Below are 17,598 nucleotides of genomic sequence, written 5' to 3' on the forward strand. Positions count from 1 at the left end.
AAGAGAGCTTCTGATGGTGGGAAAGAAGCAAATGAACCTTACTGAACATGACCTTTGAGCTTTCGTACCGAACTAATAGTAGGCTACGACGAGAAGGGCACTCGTTATAACAGCAGCAGTATGAATACGTACTGGATAAGGCAAATAGTGTGAGCTATTTGCGAATTTAGGTGGTAACACGAGTCTACTCGTCCTAATCGTTTTTACGATTAGGGCGTTTTTTTATTTTAAAGGAGGAGTAACATATGGCAATTTTCATCGGTGGTGCTTGGCCGTATGCAAATGGATCGTTGCATTTAGGACATATTGCAGCACTTTTACCAGGAGATATTTTAGCAAGATACTTTCGTCAAAAGGGAGAGGATGTTTTATATGTTTCGGGGAGTGATTGTAATGGAACACCGATCTCGATTCGGGCCAATCAAGAACATACAACTGTAAAAGCAATTGCAGATCATTATCATCATGAATTTATAGACTCATTCCATAAGCTTGGCTTTAGCTATGATTTATACACTAGAACCGATGTTGAGCATCATCACAAGTCCGTACAAAAAATATTTTTAACATTGTTTGAAAATGGGTTCTTATACAAAAAGAAAATAGAGCAGGCATACTGCGCAACAGACACTCAATTTTTGCCGGATCGTTTTGTCGAAGGAGTTTGTCCGAACTGTGGTTCAAAAGCTCGTGGCGATCAATGCGACAACTGCTCAACGATTTTAGATCCACTCGATTTATTAGAAAAGCGATGTAAAATTTGTGGGAATGAACCAGAAATTCGAGAGACGGAGCATTTCTATTTTTCATTTAGTAAATTCCAGCAAGAATTAGAAGGTTATGTTGCAAAAGCAGCCTTAGAAAAACGTTGGCGAGATAATGCTATTGCTTTAACAAAACGCTATTTAGCAGAAGGGCTTCCCGATCGTGCTGTAACAAGAGATTTGCCAAATGGGATAGATGTTCCAGTGCCTGGCTTTGAAGGGAAAAAGATTTACGTTTGGATTGAAGCGGTAGCAGGGTATTATACCGCAAGTTTAGAATGGGGAAAACAGCATGATATAGACGTTTCAAAATGGTGGAATACTAGCGCGACATCCTATTATATTCATGGAAAAGATAATATTCCATTCCATACGGTGATTTGGCCAGCCATTTTAATGGGTTTTGGAAATCCAGCTATTCCAACGAATATTATATCGAATGAGTATTTGACACTGGAAAAACGAAAACTGTCCACAAGTCAAAATTGGGCGGTTTGGGTGCCTGATATTTTGAAAGACTATCATCCTGACTCACTTCGCTATTTTTTAACAGTCAATGCCCCGGAAAACCGTGATACAGACTTTTCTTGGCGTGAGTTTGTTTATAGTCATAACGGTGAATTACTTGGTGCATTCGCTAATTTTGTGAACCGCAACTTAAAGTTTATCGAAAAAACATTTGATTCAAGGGTGCCTCAAGAAACCGTGGATGAAATTGTACAACGTGAAATAGCTTCTTTATATCAATCGGTAGGGCGGTTAATAGAATCAGGAAGTTTCAAAAAAGCAATAGAAACAATATTTGAAGCTGTCCGTGCAGCAAATCGTTATTTTGATGAAAGACAGCCTTGGATTACAGTGAATACTAATAAAGTGCACTGCGAAGAAACACTAGCTACTTGTGTGTACATCATTCAAAATTTAGCACAACTATTACAACCTTTTCTGCCTTTTGGGTGTAAAGAGATTGGAAAAATGTTGAATATACAATTTAACAACTGGAATGTTATTGAACTATTGCCATTACAAATTACACATATTAAGCCACTATACGAACGCATAGATGTAAAACAAATCGAACTGGAACTTGAAAAACTAAAAGTAAATGCAATTAATGATTAGCTTAAGTTGGTTCAAGAGAATGTCCCCCGTGTCACGTACAATCCAGAATAGAATATCGTGTATACTAGGAATGAATGTTGAATTATATAAGAAAGAAAAGAGTAGGAGGAATTAGCTTTGATAGAATTTAAGACAACTGATTTGTGCGACGACCATTCAAATTCATTGCAAATTTGTGATATCGACTTCCGTTCTTTCGGAAATAAGAAATGCTTTACAGGAAAAATAGAAACAGTAAATGTATTTGAGGATAATGTGCTAGTCGTGGAAGCACTAGAAAATGTCCCGGAAGGTTCTGTCATTGTGGTGAACGGTCGTGGTTCTAAGGGATGTGCACTTCTTGGCGATCGTCTAGCGGGCATTGCAGAATCTAGAAAGTTAGCTGGTGTTATTATTAATGGTTATATAAGAGATTCTGCTGAGCTTGCGAAAATGAATGTCGGTATTCTTGCATTAGGAACATATCCGCTAAAAAGTAAAAAAGCTGGCACTGGCGAACGTAATAGCGTCCTTCACTTCGGAGGAGTTGACTGGAAGCCGGGAGACTATGTGTATGCGGATGAGGACGGAGTTATTCTTTCTGAACAAGCCCTTTTATAAGGTGCCAGTCACCCAGACAATTCAAGAGGCGTTCTCTGTTTTCACAAAGGGAACGCTTTTTAGTACTTCCATTTTAATTGATACAAGCATTAAATGGAACGTATGTGTGGTATAATATCCCTATAATAAATAGCGCGAGGGGGAAATGATAAATGACGGAACGATGCACGTGGGCAGCGACAAAAGAGCCTTTGTATATGAATTATCACGATAAGGAATGGGGAGTCCCTGTATTCGATGATAGGCTGTTATTTGAAATGCTCTGTCTAGAAGGGGCTCAAGCGGGCTTAAGTTGGTGGACGATTTTACAAAAAAGAGAAAATTACCGAAAAGCATTTGATCATTTTGAAGCAGAAAAAATTGTTCAGTATACCGATGAAAAGTTGCAATCATTAAGAGAAGATACTGGGATTGTACGGAATAAGTTAAAGATTCAAAGCGTCGTAACAAATGCGAAGGCATTTTTGAGGATCCAACAGGAATATGGTTCATTTTCGAATTATATTTGGAGTTTTGTCGATACCAAACCAATTATTAACCATTGGAAGACAGGAAAAGAAGTCCCTGTTACAACTGAAATAAGCGATAACATGAGCAAACGGTTGAAAAAAGATGGATTTAAATTTGTAGGCGGTACAATTTGTTATTCATATATGCAGGCGGTAGGGATGATAAATGACCATACATTAAATTGTTTTTGTCACCCGTCTAATGTAAAAGTCCAAGGGTAAACGAAGTGCCAGGAACCATATAGGTTCCTGGCACTAACTGTCTATTCCCGATTTCCGAAAAACATTTTTAATAATGGGGGTGTAACAAGTGTGGTTATAATGACTACTATAATCATTGCTGTGTAGTATTCTGAAGGTAATAGACCACTTTCAAGCCCCATAGCAGCTAATATTAATGCCACTTCTCCTCTTGAAATCATCCCTGCTCCAATACCCATAGATGATCTTGGATTGAAACCGGATAAACGAGCTCCAGCTCCTGAACCAATGAATTTGGAAATAATCGCAATGACAGAGAAAACAACTATTAACCCAACTTGGTTACCAATACCTTCAAACGATACGGCTAAACCGATGCTGACAAAGAAGAATGGGACGAAAATTCCATAGGCAATTGGTTCGACCTTATGCTCAATTTCTTCTTTAAATTTCGTTTGTGCAATGGCAATCCCTGCAAAAAACGTTCCAATAATCCCTGCAATTCCAAGATACTCTGCAAAGTAAGCAAAGCTGAAACAAATGATTAATCCTGCACTTAATGTTGCTTCTGTAACTTTTAGTTTAGAGAATACTTGAATAAATTTAGGTATTAACCATTTAGAAGCTAAAATAATCAGGATGAAGAATAAGATTTTTTTGCCTATTAATAAGGCAATACTAACGTCAGAACCGACAAAGAAGCTCATAGCAATCGCGATTAAAATAACAACAATAATATCATCTAAAACTGCTGCACCTAATAGGGTAGAACCTTCTTTACTATTCAGCCATCCTAATTCTCTTAACGTTTGAACAGAAATACTGACAGAAGTTGCCGATAATAATAAACCAATAAAAATGGATTCTTCTATCGATAGTCCGTAATATTGGGATGCTGCATATCCACCAATGATTGGAGCTATTATTCCACCGATTGCAACGAATACCGAGGCTTTTAGATTCCGGTTTAAGTCCTTTAAATTTGTTTCCAGTCCTGCTAAAAACATTAAAAGTAGTACTCCTATTTGACTGAAGATAGAAACTATCTCTGTATCCTGTACCCAGCCTAGTAATGCTGGACCAAGAATAATCCCTACTATAATCTTACCTAAAACAGATGGTTGTCCTAGTCGGATACTTAACTGACCAGCTAATTTTGTTGCAAGTAAAATAATTACTATTTGTAAAATAAACACAGATTTCCTCCCATTAAACAGTTTTCTGAACAAAAAAAATACATGAAGGGGCCTTAGTGACAGGCTCCTCCATGTATCGAATTTATCATTCAGTTATGAATCTAGTATAACAGGTCATGCGCTTAAGAACCACCCCAAATATTGGGGAATTCCTTCCGAAGGCAATGGTTAAAATGCCCAGTCGCCATTTCGGAAAATAGGAACGACCGTGCCATCTTGTTTAATCCCATCGATGTCCATCTTGTCAGAACCAATCATGAAGTCAACGTGAACAATGGAAGTGTTCATGCCACTTTTCAGTAATTCTTCCTGGCTCATTTTTGTCCCGCCTTGAATCGTCGTCGGATAAGCTGAACCGATTGCTAAGTGATTGGATGCATTTTCATCAAATAGTGTATTAAAGAAAGTAACACCTGATTGGGAAATTGGAGATGGATCTGGAACGAGCGCTACTTCCCCTAGACCTGTCCCACCTTCATTGTCAAAAACTAATTTTTTTATTGTTTCATCTCCTTTTTCAGCAGAGATATCTACAATTTTGCCATCTTTGAAATGCACTTCAATACCTTCGATTAGCGTCCCAGCATAGCTTAGAGGTTTCGTGCTACGTACAACGCCTTCCATTCGGTGTGTATCTGGTGCAGTAAAGACTTCCTCTGTTGGCATATTAGCGATAAACTCTTCGCCTTTAGGGTTATAACTTTCTGCACATGCCCAAATATGGTTTTTTGGTAAACCTAAAGTTAAGTCTGTGCCTGGTGCAGTATAATGTAATGCGTCGAATTGGCTCTCATTCAATATAGCTGCTTTTTCATTTAGCGTTAGTTTATGTTCATCCCATGCAGCAACTGGATCCTCTTCATAAACACGGCATGTTTTGAAAATTTGATCCCATAAAGCATCGACTTGTTCTTCAGAAGTTGATAAGTCCGGGAATACTTGTGCAGCCCAGCCTGCTCCTGCTGCAGCTGCAACAGTCCATTTCAAGTCATCGTTTTGAGTTGCTACGCGTTGTGCTTTGAATGCTTTTCCTGCAATATTTTGGTAGGCAGCAATTTTAGCAGGATCCACTTCGTTTAGTAGTCCTGGATCACTAGATACTACGGAAAGACGACTTACACGACGATTTAGCACATGATCTTCGGATTCTTGGATTTCATAATCTGGAATGTCGGTCAATACTTCTGTAGATTGGTGCAAATAATGTAGTTTGCTAATTTCATCATCGGACCATTTAATAATGACTTTTTCAGCACCTAAATCATATGCCTCTTTCGTGATTAATCGTGCTAATGGTGCCTGATCAACCGTAATGGTCATTTTCACCCAATCACCAGATTGAACATTGATACCTTTAGCTACTAGTAGTTTTGCATATTTTTGTAAGTTTTCTTCAAAATTAGCTAACATCATAATTCCTCCAATAATTTGTCTTCATTCATAATTTTAGCATGCTTAAACGAAAACAACTCTATGTAAACGCTTAAAAACTTCATTTATGTTCCTCTTTGTTGCAAACGAATTCGCCACTAGCTATGATGGAAGTAGAAAAATATTATAAAAACAGGAGTGGTGTATATGTATCGTAAAGTAGAGGATTTTATAGAAGATTGGGCAGTTTCAGCAGCGGGAACATTAAATGTAATCCAAGCAATTACAAATGATAAACTAGATCAAGCAATAGAAGAAGAGCATAGTACACTCGGTTGGCTTGCTTGGCATTTAGTAGGTGCTGCAGGAGCTTATGGTCATTTTGCAGGACTTCAAGTTCCAGCACCTGGTCGCGATGAGCCAATACCAACAGATGTAAGAGAGATTGTGCAAGCTTATGAGAAGGTAGCAGATGCATTTAAAGCTGAAGCAATGAAGCTCACGGATGATATGTTACTAGAGGAAGTAAATGGATTTGTTGGACCGACAGTGCGTGGTAAATTTTTACGCGGCTTAATCGATCATCAAACTCATCACCGTGGTCAAATGACTGTATTACTACGTCAAGCAGGTTTAACTGTTCCAGGTGTTATGGGACCGACAAAAGAGATGCAATAATAATTGTCATAGTAGAAAAATGTATGGTAAAATGAAATCCACTATATTGAAATGGAGGTTTTCCTTTTGACAGCATCAATGAGACTAAGAATCCAATTTTTGAATCGTTAATTGAATACGTTCAAAAACTCTGCGCATAAGCAGAGTAAATGGGATTGGTCTGTCTATTTTAGGAAAACCTTTATTTTATGATTTAAAAAGAGGGGGACGAGTCTGCCCTCTTTTTTGCTGTCTTTAAACATAAAAGAATAATAGTTACTTCCAGTAAAAAATAGACCTGCTCCATTTACTTTTAAGTAAAAATTATCTATAGAAAAGGTCGTGAAATAATATGGATTCGACATATGAAAACTGGAAAAGGAATATCATCATCTTTTTAAGTAGCCAAACAATATCACTTTTTGGATCTTCTTTAGTCCAATATGCGATTATGTGGCATATTACACTTACTACACAGTCAGGAATGATGATGACACTGTTTATTCTTTGTGGCTTTATCCCCACTTTTATATTATCTCCAGTAGCTGGGGTATGGGCTGATCGTTATAACCGTAAGCTACTCATTATCGTATCGGATGGTTTGATTGCGACAGCTACACTTATACTCGCAATTGTCTTTTTAATGGGTTATGAAGCAATTTGGTTATTGTTTGTTATGGCTGCAATTCGAGCAGTCGGTACAGGTATTCAAACACCAGCAGTGGGAGCTATTTTACCTCAAATTGTCCCGGAAGATAAACTGACGAAAGTGAATGGAATAAATGGGAGTATCCAAGCCATTATTATGTTCGTGTCACCAATGGTCAGTGCGGCCTTACTAACGATGACTTCGCTTGAAGTAATTTTCTTTATCGATGTCGTTACTGCAGCAATAGCGATTATAACCTTATTAGCATTTTTGAAAATTGCAGTGCATGAAAAGGCATCTGAAAAACAAACAACAAGCTATTTAACTGATTTTAAAGAAGGACTAGTGTATATTAAACAGCACGCTTTTTTGAAGAAGTTTTTTCTGTTTTTCGCTTTTTTCTTTGTGTTGATGGCACCTGCTGCCTTTTTGACTCCACTTCAAGTGGCGCGCAGTTTCGGTGACGATGTATGGCGTTTAACGGCCATCGAAATCGCTTTTTCAATTGGAATGATGGCAGGTGGAGGAATTATTGCTTCTTGGGGAGGCTTTTCCAATAGGGTACACACGATGACACTCGCAAGTATTTTAATGGGTGTTTGTACGTTTGCTCTCGGAATTATTCCTGTATTTTGGATTTACTTAGCCTTTATGGGTATATTCGGAGTTGCAATGCCGATTTTCAATACACCAACAATGGTTTTAGTCCAAGAGAAAGTGGAAAGCAATTATCTTGGCCGGGTATTTGGTGTGTTTGGGATGATTTCTACTTCTATGATGCCAATTGGAATGCTCATTTTTGGTCTGATTTCGGATGTTGTAAAAATCGAATGGTTACTCGTAGGAACTGGGATACTAATTTTAATAGTAGGTGTTTTCTTAGGACGTAGTAAAGTATTACTGGAGGCAGGAAAACCGACAGTGAAGGAAGTTTCTGAGTAGAATATAAATGAAGACCGCTTGATGCATTGGCATTAAGCGGTCTTTATCTTGTACGAGCGGAAGTAAATGGAAAATTGCTTACTTACTCAATACCAACTTACTAAAAATAGAATTTTATTAACCAGTAAATGGCTAAGGGAAACAAATCGTTCATTGAAAGCAATAAATTTTAGTCTGAAAGCAACCAAATTAATCCTAGAGCAACCAAATTGCCAGTGAAAGCAACCAATTCCCAAAACAGCAATTTTACTTGGATTGAGATAACGATGACTATGGCGCATCATCTTTATTATGCGCTTCATTCTAATCTTCTTTCCGATTTTCTATATCGGGTAGAGACCGGTGTTTACGCTATAGCACAGTGCATTTACTTTTTTGCTGTGTATTTTTTTATAGCAGGTAAAATTTCTGTCCCAATCAGATCTATATTTTTCATTAATTTATCAAATGGAATACCGCCAAAATCCATTTGTGCAATATAACGTTGATGACCAAATAGCTCATGCTGATAGAGAATCTTTTCAATGATTTGTTGTGGACTACCTATATTCATGACATCATGAGGATTTGCCCCTTGTACAAATTGTTGCTCTGGATAACCTCGTCCATTTATTAGTTGCATTCCTTGGTTCACATAAGGATATGTCTCGCTTTGCGCTTGTTGTGTTGTTTCGGCGGCATAAAAAAACCCGGCTGTTGCTACTGGGAGTGTACCTGGGTCAAAACCACTGCGCAGTGCAGCTTCGCGGTATGCATCAATCGATACTTTAAAACTAGTAGCAGGTCCACCTAAGGTAGCGAGCATCATAGGAACTCCAGCATTACCAGCTTTAATGGCACTTGCCGGTGGTCCACCAACTGCACGCCAAATAGGCAATGAGCCGTTTTGGGGACGGGGGATTACTTGTGCATTGTTTAAAGGAGCCCGAAATTCTCCACTCCAATTGACCACTTTTTCTTCATTGATCTTACATAGTAAGGCAAACTTTTCTTCAAATAATGCTTCATAGTTTCGAACATCATAGCCAAGCAATTCAAAAAGCCCGATACGTGAAGCACGACCAGCGATGATTTCTGCTCTTCCTTTAGATATCAAATCGATCGTCGCAAAATCCTCATAGACCCGAACGGGATCTGATGTACTAATAATCGTAGAAGAGCTTGCAATTTTAATCTTGCTAGTTGCTTGAGCTATTGCGGCTAAGACGACAGAATGAGCTTGCGTCGTAAAATATTCCTGGTGACTTTCACCGACACTAAAAAAGTCAAGACCCGCTTGTTCTGCAAGCTTGGCCAACTCAATGATTTCGTGAATCCGCTGTCCAGCGGAAATGCGCTCCCCGGTAAGTGGGCTAGGGATATGATCTCCTAGTGTATAAAGTCCAAATTCTAGACCGTTACTTTCATCTATACGATATTTTTCCATACTTCTACCCCTACCTTTCATTAATTTTAGTATAATCTCCAAGTATATAAAATTTAAGTACGCACTTTAAAGTGGTATAGTATACAAAAAGATACTACAGGAGTGAAACTAGATGGACATGCAACCGGAGTTATGTCGTGTAGAGGATGTGCTGGGCATAATAGTAGGAAAATGGAAGCCGATTATTTTATTAATATTATTGCAAGAGGGGACACAAAGATTCAGCGAATTAAAACGAAGAGTACCAGGAATCACTCAGAAAATGTTAACCAAACAATTGCGCGAATTAGAAGAGGAGGACATTATTGTACGTAAAGTATATCCGCAAGTACCACCGAAAGTCGAATATTCTATTACGGAATATGGTAAGGGCTTAGAACCTATTTTAGTAGCAATGCATGAATGGGGAGCTGCACATGCCCAACATAAAATGAGAAAAGCTCAACAACAAATGGGTTAGTATTTAAAATTATATCGCCTTAAAATATCTAGCCTTAAATAGTTGCAATAATCTGATATTCATCCTGTTTATATGGTAAAGTAAAGTAAAAGAGTCAACTAAATAAATGAACAAAAGGAGAAATGAAAATGGGATTTTTAGATGGTTTAATGGGAAATGCGTCAGAGGTTGAACTGGATAAAGTTGAAAAAGAGCTAAAGGATTTACTAGTTCCATCTGAAAAAGTAGAGCATGCATATAAGCTTATTCGTGATTTATTTGTATTCACGGATAAACGATTATTGCTCATCGATAAGCAAGGTATGACTGGTAAGAAAGTGGAATATCACACGATTCCATACAAAAGTGTGGTTCATTTTTCAATTGAAACAGCGGGAACTTTAGACATGGATGCTGAATTGAAAATTTGGTTATCTGGAAGTGCGGCTCCGATTCAAAAGAAATTCAATAAATCTTTGAATATTTATAAAGTGCAAAGTGTGCTAGCTGCATATGTTTTGAAATAAGTACTTGGATAAAGCAAGAAGACTCGGCGTTCACTTGTATAAATGAAAGCTGTTAAACCTAGATKGGTTTAGCAGCTTTTTTGTCTATAGAATATGCTATAGCAATAGAAGCTAAGAGGAGTCGTAAAATGAGGTTTATGAGGCGTCGCAAGTCTCGACAGCAAGCTGGTAACCATACATCCGTCTATGTGATGGGAGCGGTAAGGCAAGAACAAAAATGGCATCAAGGTGAAAATGAAGAGGAAAAAGAAACATACCAACAGATAGATGCGGAAAAATACTTTCGCCCATCTCGTCGTTCCATTCTAAATCATAGGTTATTTGATTATCACTTTTTCAATCCCTATAATGGAAAAACCTATAGCGAAATCAGTCTGCCGCCTTCCTTTTTAGATACGCCAGAAAATGCAATCCTCCATTATTTTAGCATTTTACGAGAAGCTGAAAACTTAACGGAAGAGCTTATGGGAGGTTGCGGTACAGTAGGGTGGGCAAATACACCATTTCCAATTGCGTATAATTTCTTCACGAAAGACTATAAACAAAAAATGCCCTATACAAGGTATCTTGCTTCTTTCGAAGGCATTGGTCATACAAATTTAATTAAATTATATAAACTTCCCAATCAAAAAGCTGGCCAACCAATTCGTTTTTTTATCGAACTCGAAACGATAAATGGGACAGCAACAGGTATTTCCGCTTTTCAATATCATTACGGCACTGTTTCTATTGGAAAAGAAGATGGGCTATATAAAATTGATAACATCACATTGACCGGTGAGGATTTTCTATGTGATGCTTATCATGGCTGGCGTCAACAAGGAGAAACTGTTGTTGATATTGAATATGGAAATTGGTGTAAATTAATTAAAAAAAGATTGCCAACGAAAAGAGACGATTATGTGAAATTCATTGATATAATCGGAACGGATGGAAACGACTATCGGTTCATCTTCGTTCAATTAACGAATGATACAGATGTGCTGGTCTCCCAATTAATAAAAAGAAGGCAAGGTACATGGGAAGAGACAAAAATAGACCCAACCAAATGCGTGGAAAGTTAATGACGATGAGGCATTGAGGAACTTTGGAAGAGGTTCCTTTACAACAAAATAGTAAGAGTCAATTGGAAAAATAGAAATTCTACCAATATTATACTATAGATTGAATGAGCACTCCTCCCATCTCCAAAGTTATCCCCGACTTATTCACAAATGATTATTTTTCACTTGGACTCCACTTAATTGTCGAAAGAATCTCATAACTTATGCACAACTTATCCCCAATTTAGGTATAACTGTAGCATAATGTTTATCTTCATCATTTAAGGGAAATTACTTGATTAGCAAATGCTAAAAGGAGAGGTTAATTTTTATGAATAAAACTGTTGCAGAAGTAATACTAGATCAATTGGCTTTATTAGAGGTCAAGCATATTTACGGTGTCGTTGGAGATGCAATTATAGGATTGTTAGATGCTATGGCCAAACAGGAACAGATTGAGTTTATTCCTGTCAAACATGAATCTGTCGCTGCATTCATGGCTTCTGCTGAGGCAAAGTTGACGGGAAAGCTTGCGGTGTGTACCGCTACAATGGGACCAGGAGCAGCCAATTTACTAAATGGTCTTGGAGACGCTTATTCGGATAAAGCTCCTGTCTTAGCAATAACTGGTCAGGCACCACGCAATAAGATAGGCACAGATTATCAACAGTATGTGGATCAACAGGAACTTTTCAAACCATTCGCGACTTATTCAGCAAATCTTGCGAGTGAGGATGCTATAGTGGATCTACTTCAAAAGGCTGCTCAAACATCCCTTCAGCAGCGTGCGGTCACCCATCTGTCCATACCAAAAGATTTGTTCCAAGTAAAGACAGCTGCAAAGGCTCGTGCACTGCCGACAGTAATAGAAGGAACAGCCTCTTTTGAAATAGAAGATCTAAAAGGAATAGCTGAAGTGATGAAAACAGCGAAAAAGCCAATAATTCTTGCAGGAGCAGGGGCGAAAAAGGCAGCTTCAGCTGTTGAAGAGCTTGCTGAAACTTGGGGAGCAGGTATTCTTACCAGTCTAGGTGGCAAAGGACTGTTTAAAGAATCTACACCATGTCTTCTTCAAGGAATTGGAGAAGGAGGAAATCCTCATGCAGCTGAAGTTTTTAAAGAAGCGGATGTTGTCCTTCTTGTAGGAGTCACTTGGTGGCCGGAGGGATACGTGCCTAATGATGCTCGAATCATCCAAATTGATCCGTACTTTGCAACCGCCCATAGAGGGATTCCGACGGAGCTTGGGGTCAATGGTAAGGCAGAGCAAGTGGTTCCACTGTTGTTGCAAAGTTTAGGGGGTTATCAAAAGAATGTTGCATGGAACACTCAAGTAGAAGAAGCAAAAGTAAAATGGGCTAACCAAAATGAGGAAGAAGGTCAGATTACCGGTTCTCCTATCCATCCATCTCGTATAGTTCGGGCAATTGAACGAACGGTAGCAGAAGATGCAGTACTTACATTGGACACAGGAGATATTACGGTATGGATGAATCGCAATTTTCGCCAAAGTCRGCAATCTGTCCTATTCTCAGGTTATTGGCGTTCGATGGGCTTCGGTCTTCCAGCGGCAATTGCGGCAAAGCTTGTGCAGCCTGAAAAACAAGTCATTGCTATAGTTGGGGATGGAGGTCTTCAGATGACACTTGCGGATCTTTTGACTGCAACTCGCTATAAACTAGACATTACGGTTCTAGTATTTAATAACGGATCCTTACAGATGGAAAGTGACAAAATCCAAGCAGCCGGGGATAAAGAATTAGGAACACAATTGACTAACCCAGATTTTGTTCAGGTAGCMAAAGCATGCGGGTGGACAGGATATCGAGCAGAAACAGATAGTGAAATAGAATCGATTCTTAAAGACGCTATCCAAACTACCGGTCCAGTATTAGTTGATATGTACACGGCCCAGGCGTTTTTCCCTGAAACAGAGTAGTGCCAGTCACCCGAACGATTCTGAATTCGGGTGACTGGCACTTTTTTAAAAATTAAAGTAACTACGAAGTAAATAAGAAACCCATTTACAATGTGGATGATTGCGAATATTTTCGATTAATCCTTTTACAATAGCGGGATTTAAAGTTGGTTCAAGCAGCTGTTGCTTAAGTAGGATTAATGATTCTTTTTCGATAGATTCCTCCATCTCTTCAATTTTTTGTGCAATCATTTCTAGTAGCTGTTCTGTTGTTACTTCTTTAAGAGAGGGTTGTTCCATCGACTGTATAAAATCCTCTGATATAAATGCAATCGTCGCATGCTTTGCAAGTAGGTTTGTTTTTTCCACAAGTGATTCAGATAGCAATTTCAAATCGAGTGCGGCATTCGAAAATAGCATGAGCTTTGAATAATTACCCATTAATCCTTTAATACAATATACTAAATCATATTTCGTATTGTGGACTTCTTCACCGTATAAACGTTCAATCATAGATAAAGTGACCTTATCTAATAATCTATCGTATATATGCATTTTTTCAATCAGTTCTTTATTATGAAATGTTTGAACTTGTTCTTTCATAAGAACTTTTGCAAAATCCGAATGTTGAAAAAAAGTTTGAAAAGTCGTGTAGAAATATGTGAACAAAAGTTCATCATTTTGTGCGATTTTGACCTTGTAGTCAATATCTGAAATAAGTTGTGTCATAAAGTAGTCGATCAATGAGAAAATCAATTCATCTTTTGACTTGAAGGACAAGTAAAATGCCCCTTTAGAAATACCACAATGGTCGGTGATTTGTTGAACGGAAGTCGCTTCAAAACCTTGTTTCGCAAAAAGTTCTAATGCTCTTTCCATTATTAGTTGTTTTTTACTCATGCTTCTTGTATCGCTCCTAGGTAATATTGTTGACAATTGACCGATTAGTCATTAGTATAATTAACGGAGCTAGATAAGTCAATTTAGGGTAGGTGTAAAAGTGAAAGGTTTAGTTAACTTTGTATTAAAGAATAAGCTAGCAGTATGGTTACTTACGATTATTATAACAGCATCCGGTATTTATTCGGGTACACAAATGAAAACGGAGACGATTCCGGATATTTCGATTCCTTACTTAATGGTTATGGGAGTATATCCCGGGGCAACTCCTGAGCAAGTAATGGAAGATATATCAATGCCGTTAGAAAAAGTAGTTGAGAACTTAGAAGATGTGAAATCCGTTTATTCTAATTCATACTCGAATATGGCAAATGTTCAAGTAGAGTACGAGTATGGGATAGACATGGATGAAGCGAAGCGTGCTTTGCAATCTGCATTAGATACATTGGATTTACCAGAAGGAGCACAAGCGCCAACAATTACTGCGATTAGCATGAATATGATGCCTGTTGTGGCGTTAAGTGTAAGTAGTACTACAGAAGATATTGTTGATCTGACATCAACAGTAGGAGATCTATTACTCCCAAAAATCGAAAAAATTGATGGGGTTGCATCTGCTACTATTACTGGTCAACATATTGAAGAAGTTCAGCTTACATATGACGAAGAAAAAATGGCTGAACTTGGTATAACAAAAGATGATGTAAAACAAATGATTCAAGCGAGCGATTTAGCTGTTTCATTAGGTTTATATGAGTTTGAAGAAGGGGAACAAGCAGTCGCGGTAGATGGTAAGTTTATGACAGCCGATGAGCTAAAAGAAATGCTTATCCCTGTTACACCATCAGAGACAAATCAATCACCATTTGTAAAACTTAGTGATATTGCTACGATTGAAGTAGTAGGTAAAGTACAATCTGTTTCACGTACAAATGGTGAAAATGCGATTGCTATTCAAATAATCAAAGGACAACAAGCGAACACAGTAGATGTTGTAAATGCTGTTAAAGAATTAGTTGAAGAGGAAAAAGCTGCTATTGATGGGATTGTCATCGATATATCGTTAGACCAAGGTGCGCCAATTGAAGCATCGATTGGTACGATGATCGAAAAAGCACTATTTGGTGGTTTGATCGCCGTATTAATCATCCTTTTATTCCTACGTGATTTTAAATCTACTATTATTTCGATTGTTTCGATTCCAGTTTCGATTTTTATGGCATTACTGCTATTAAATTGGATGGATATTACGTTAAATATGATGACGCTAGGTGCCATTACGGTTGCAATCGGTCGTGTAATCGATGACTCCATCGTAGTAGTGGAGAATATTTATCGTCGTCTACATTTGAAATCAGAGAAGTTATCAGGCCGAGCGCTTGTACGTGAAGCAACGATTGAAATGTTCAAACCAATTATGTCCTCTACATTAGTAACAGTGGCAGTATTCGCCCCACTTATTTTCGTTGGAGGTATGGTTGGTGAGTTGTTCATGCCTTTCGCATTAACGATGACATTTGCACTTGTAGCATCATTAATTGTAGCGATTACGATCGTTCCTGCTTTATCTCATTTCTTATTTAAGAAAAAGTTATATGGTGAAAAAATAGAAAGTAGCCATAAAGAAGCAGGCAAAATGGCAAATGGCTACAAAGGTATTCTTAACTGGAGTTTAAATCATAAAGTTATTACTTCTCTCATTGCCATTGTTCTATTAGCTGGAAGTGTGGCATTAACGCCATTAATCGGTTTTAGTTTCATGGGTAGTGAAGAAGAAAAAGTAATGTACTTAACGTATACGCCAGAAGCAGGCGAGCTGAAAGAAGATACATTAGAAAACGTTGGGGTAGTTGAGGAAGAATTATTAAAACGTGATGATATTGATATTGTCCAACTATCTATAACGGAGAGTGGCGATCAAATGTCAGCGATGATGGGTGGAGGAGCAGGTGGTGCATTAATGTACCTAATCTTTGACCCTGACATGAAAGACTTCCCAGAAGTACGGACGGAAATTGAAGAGTATGTGTTTAACATTGGTCAAACCGGCGAATGGAAGAGCCAAAACTTCACTTCTATGTCGATGTCTACAAACGAAGTTAGCTATACATTCTACAGTGAAGATTTAGATAAGCTAAATGAAGCAGTAAAAATGGTAGAAGGAGTTATGAGTAAAAACAAAGGCTTAGAAGAAGTTTCTTCTAGTGCAGAGGATGCATACGTAGAATATACATTCAATGTAGAGCAAGACGAACTTCTGCAATATGGCTTAACAACGGGTCAAATTGTAATGATGTTGAATCCGAGTAAAACACAAGACGTTTTAACGACGGTTGAAAAAGACGGTGACACATTACAAGTAATTGTTCAGCAAGAACAAGCTACGCAACCTAAATCTATCGATGACATTTTAGCAACAGAAGTACCAACAGCACTTGGTACGACGATGAAACTTTCCGAGCTTGTAACTGTCGAGGAAGGTACGACATTAAATACACTTGCACGTAGTAAAGGGGAATATTACGCATCTGTTTCAGGTACGATTCTAGGAGCGGACATTTCTAAAGCTACATCAGAAGTTGATAAGGCAATTGATAAATTAGATTTGCCTAAAGGCGTAACTATTGACACTGCTGGTGCGGCGGCGGATATGGAAGAGACCTTTACACAGTTGATTGTTGCAATGCTTGCGGCTATTGCAATCGTATACTTTATCCTTGTTGTTACATTCCGTGAAGGTGTCGCACCATTTGCGATTCTATTCTCGTTACCATTTGCAGTAATTGGTTCATTTGTTGGTTTATTAATCGCGGGTGAAACGATCTCTGTATCTGTTATGATGGGTCTATTAATGTTAATAGGTATCGTTGTAACGAATGCGATTGTTTTAGTGGATCGTATTGTGCATATGGAACGTGATGGTATGACAATGCGTGAAGCGATTCTAGAAGCGGGCGGTACTCGTCTACGTCCAATCTTAATGACGGCGATTGCAACAATTGGTGCATTAATCCCGTTAGCACTTGGATCTGGCGGCGGAGGCGGTCTCATCTCGAAAGGGTTAGGTATTACGGTAATCGGTGGGTTAGTAAGTTCTACTTTATTAACATTAATCGTTGTACCGATTGTGTATGAAATGCTATCCAAACTATTTAAGAAAAATCGTAAGGAAATAGAAGAAAACTAATGAATTAGCTCGACGAGATGAGAGATCATCCTGTCGGGCTTTTTTGAAAGAGAAGAAACTTAAACAAATATGACGAGAAATCATATATAATGCAACAATATAGAGAAATACATTACACCTCTCCGCTATATGCTGAAGAGGTGTTTT

Annotated in this window: 14 protein-coding genes and 1 other annotated feature (1 of these 15 running past the window's edge); of the genes, 10 read left to right on the forward strand and 4 right to left on the reverse strand. The window is 38.1% G+C overall.

The features are described from left to right. Window positions 1–199 (forward strand) — a binding site (T-box leader); it begins 41 nt to the left of the window's first position. A gap of 46 nt (window positions 200–245) precedes the next feature. The 3 genes from metG to AC1DFT_RS15950 all read left to right on the forward strand — a co-directional run bounded on the left by metG (window position 246) and on the right by AC1DFT_RS15950 (window position 3,217). Beyond that, window positions 246–1,886 (forward strand): methionine--tRNA ligase, encoded by a 1,641-nt coding sequence (gene metG, locus AC1DFT_RS15940; protein ID WP_478159807.1) that lies wholly within the window; start codon window positions 246–248, stop codon window positions 1,884–1,886. Window positions 1,887–2,006: 120 nt separating this feature from the next. Continuing rightward, window positions 2,007–2,486: a ribonuclease E activity regulator RraA gene (rraA, locus tag AC1DFT_RS15945; protein WP_478159904.1), complete on the forward strand. Its 480-nt coding sequence runs from the start codon at window positions 2,007–2,009 to the stop codon at window positions 2,484–2,486. Window positions 2,487–2,638: 152 nt separating this feature from the next. Beyond that, window positions 2,639–3,217 (forward strand): DNA-3-methyladenine glycosylase I, encoded by a 579-nt coding sequence (locus AC1DFT_RS15950; protein WP_478159809.1) that lies wholly within the window; start codon window positions 2,639–2,641, stop codon window positions 3,215–3,217. 41 nt (window positions 3,218–3,258) lie between these two features. On the opposite strand, the gene AC1DFT_RS15955 is transcribed toward AC1DFT_RS15950, so the two are convergent. Beyond that, on the reverse strand, window positions 3,259–4,392 hold the full coding sequence (locus tag AC1DFT_RS15955) for a cation:proton antiporter (protein ID WP_478159811.1): 1,134 nt from the start codon (window positions 4,390–4,392) through the stop codon (window positions 3,259–3,261). A 168-nt stretch (window positions 4,393–4,560) separates the two neighbouring features. After that, window positions 4,561–5,805, reverse strand: coding sequence for an aminopeptidase (locus AC1DFT_RS15960; protein ID WP_478159813.1), 1,245 nt, complete (start codon window positions 5,803–5,805; stop codon window positions 4,561–4,563). A 165-nt stretch (window positions 5,806–5,970) separates the two neighbouring features. On the opposite strand from AC1DFT_RS15960, the gene AC1DFT_RS15965 reads away from it, so the two are divergent. Next, window positions 5,971–6,441 (forward strand): DinB family protein, encoded by a 471-nt coding sequence (locus AC1DFT_RS15965; protein ID WP_478159815.1) that lies wholly within the window; start codon window positions 5,971–5,973, stop codon window positions 6,439–6,441. Window positions 6,442–6,772: 331 nt separating this feature from the next. Next, window positions 6,773–8,011, forward strand: a complete 1,239-nt coding sequence (locus tag AC1DFT_RS15970) for an MFS transporter (RefSeq protein WP_478159817.1) — start codon at window positions 6,773–6,775, stop codon at window positions 8,009–8,011. A 367-nt stretch (window positions 8,012–8,378) separates the two neighbouring features. On the opposite strand, the gene AC1DFT_RS15975 is transcribed toward AC1DFT_RS15970, so the two are convergent. Further along, window positions 8,379–9,437 carry an LLM class flavin-dependent oxidoreductase gene (locus tag AC1DFT_RS15975; RefSeq protein ID WP_478159819.1) on the reverse strand — a complete coding sequence of 353 codons (1,059 nt, stop codon included), beginning with the start codon at window positions 9,435–9,437 and terminating at the stop codon, window positions 8,379–8,381. A gap of 112 nt (window positions 9,438–9,549) precedes the next feature. Between AC1DFT_RS15975 and AC1DFT_RS15980 the strand changes: the two genes are divergently transcribed. From AC1DFT_RS15980 to AC1DFT_RS15995, 4 genes are all read left to right on the forward strand, one after another. Then, window positions 9,550–9,897: a winged helix-turn-helix transcriptional regulator gene (locus AC1DFT_RS15980; protein ID WP_478159821.1), complete on the forward strand. Its 348-nt coding sequence runs from the start codon at window positions 9,550–9,552 to the stop codon at window positions 9,895–9,897. Between the two features lie 128 nt (window positions 9,898–10,025). Continuing rightward, window positions 10,026–10,403, forward strand: coding sequence for a PH domain-containing protein (locus tag AC1DFT_RS15985; protein ID WP_478159823.1), 378 nt, complete (start codon window positions 10,026–10,028; stop codon window positions 10,401–10,403). 128 nt (window positions 10,404–10,531) lie between these two features. Further along, window positions 10,532–11,467 carry a hypothetical protein gene (locus AC1DFT_RS15990; RefSeq protein WP_478159825.1) on the forward strand — a complete coding sequence of 312 codons (936 nt, stop codon included), beginning with the start codon at window positions 10,532–10,534 and terminating at the stop codon, window positions 11,465–11,467. Between the two features lie 310 nt (window positions 11,468–11,777). Beyond that, window positions 11,778–13,385, forward strand: a complete 1,608-nt coding sequence (locus AC1DFT_RS15995; protein ID WP_478159827.1) for a thiamine pyrophosphate-binding protein — start codon at window positions 11,778–11,780, stop codon at window positions 13,383–13,385. Window positions 13,386–13,430: 45 nt separating this feature from the next. Here AC1DFT_RS15995 and AC1DFT_RS16000 read toward each other — a convergent pair whose 3' ends face one another. Continuing rightward, window positions 13,431–14,264 (reverse strand): TetR/AcrR family transcriptional regulator, encoded by an 834-nt coding sequence (locus tag AC1DFT_RS16000; protein ID WP_478159829.1) that lies wholly within the window; start codon window positions 14,262–14,264, stop codon window positions 13,431–13,433. Window positions 14,265–14,364: 100 nt separating this feature from the next. Here AC1DFT_RS16000 and AC1DFT_RS16005 point away from each other — a divergent pair, with 100 nt between their 5' ends. After that, a complete protein-coding gene (locus AC1DFT_RS16005) occupies window positions 14,365–17,451 on the forward strand; it encodes an efflux RND transporter permease subunit (protein WP_478159831.1) in 3,087 nt (1,028 codons plus the stop codon). Window positions 17,452–17,598: the final 147 nt, after the last annotated feature.

This window comes from Psychrobacillus sp. 05T411 (assembly GCF_056396485.1).

Excerpts from the sequence above, each read along its gene's own strand:
- AC1DFT_RS15990 (WP_478159825.1), top strand. The coding sequence starts at position 10,532 with ATGAGGTTTATGAGGCGTCGCAAGTCTCGACAGCAAGCTGGTAACCAT.
- AC1DFT_RS16000 (WP_478159829.1), bottom strand. The coding sequence starts at position 14,264 with ATGAGTAAAAAACAACTAATAATGGAAAGAGCATTAGAACTTTTTGCG.
- metG (WP_478159807.1), top strand. The coding sequence starts at position 246 with ATGGCAATTTTCATCGGTGGTGCTTGGCCGTATGCAAATGGATCGTTG.
- AC1DFT_RS15975 (WP_478159819.1), bottom strand. The coding sequence starts at position 9,437 with ATGGAAAAATATCGTATAGATGAAAGTAACGGTCTAGAATTTGGACTT.
- AC1DFT_RS15985 (WP_478159823.1), top strand. The coding sequence starts at position 10,026 with ATGGGATTTTTAGATGGTTTAATGGGAAATGCGTCAGAGGTTGAACTG.
- AC1DFT_RS15970 (WP_478159817.1), top strand. The coding sequence starts at position 6,773 with ATGGATTCGACATATGAAAACTGGAAAAGGAATATCATCATCTTTTTA.
- AC1DFT_RS15965 (WP_478159815.1), top strand. The coding sequence starts at position 5,971 with ATGTATCGTAAAGTAGAGGATTTTATAGAAGATTGGGCAGTTTCAGCA.
- AC1DFT_RS15950 (WP_478159809.1), top strand. The coding sequence starts at position 2,639 with ATGACGGAACGATGCACGTGGGCAGCGACAAAAGAGCCTTTGTATATG.
- AC1DFT_RS15980 (WP_478159821.1), top strand. The coding sequence starts at position 9,550 with ATGGACATGCAACCGGAGTTATGTCGTGTAGAGGATGTGCTGGGCATA.
- AC1DFT_RS15960 (WP_478159813.1), bottom strand. The coding sequence starts at position 5,805 with ATGATGTTAGCTAATTTTGAAGAAAACTTACAAAAATATGCAAAACTA.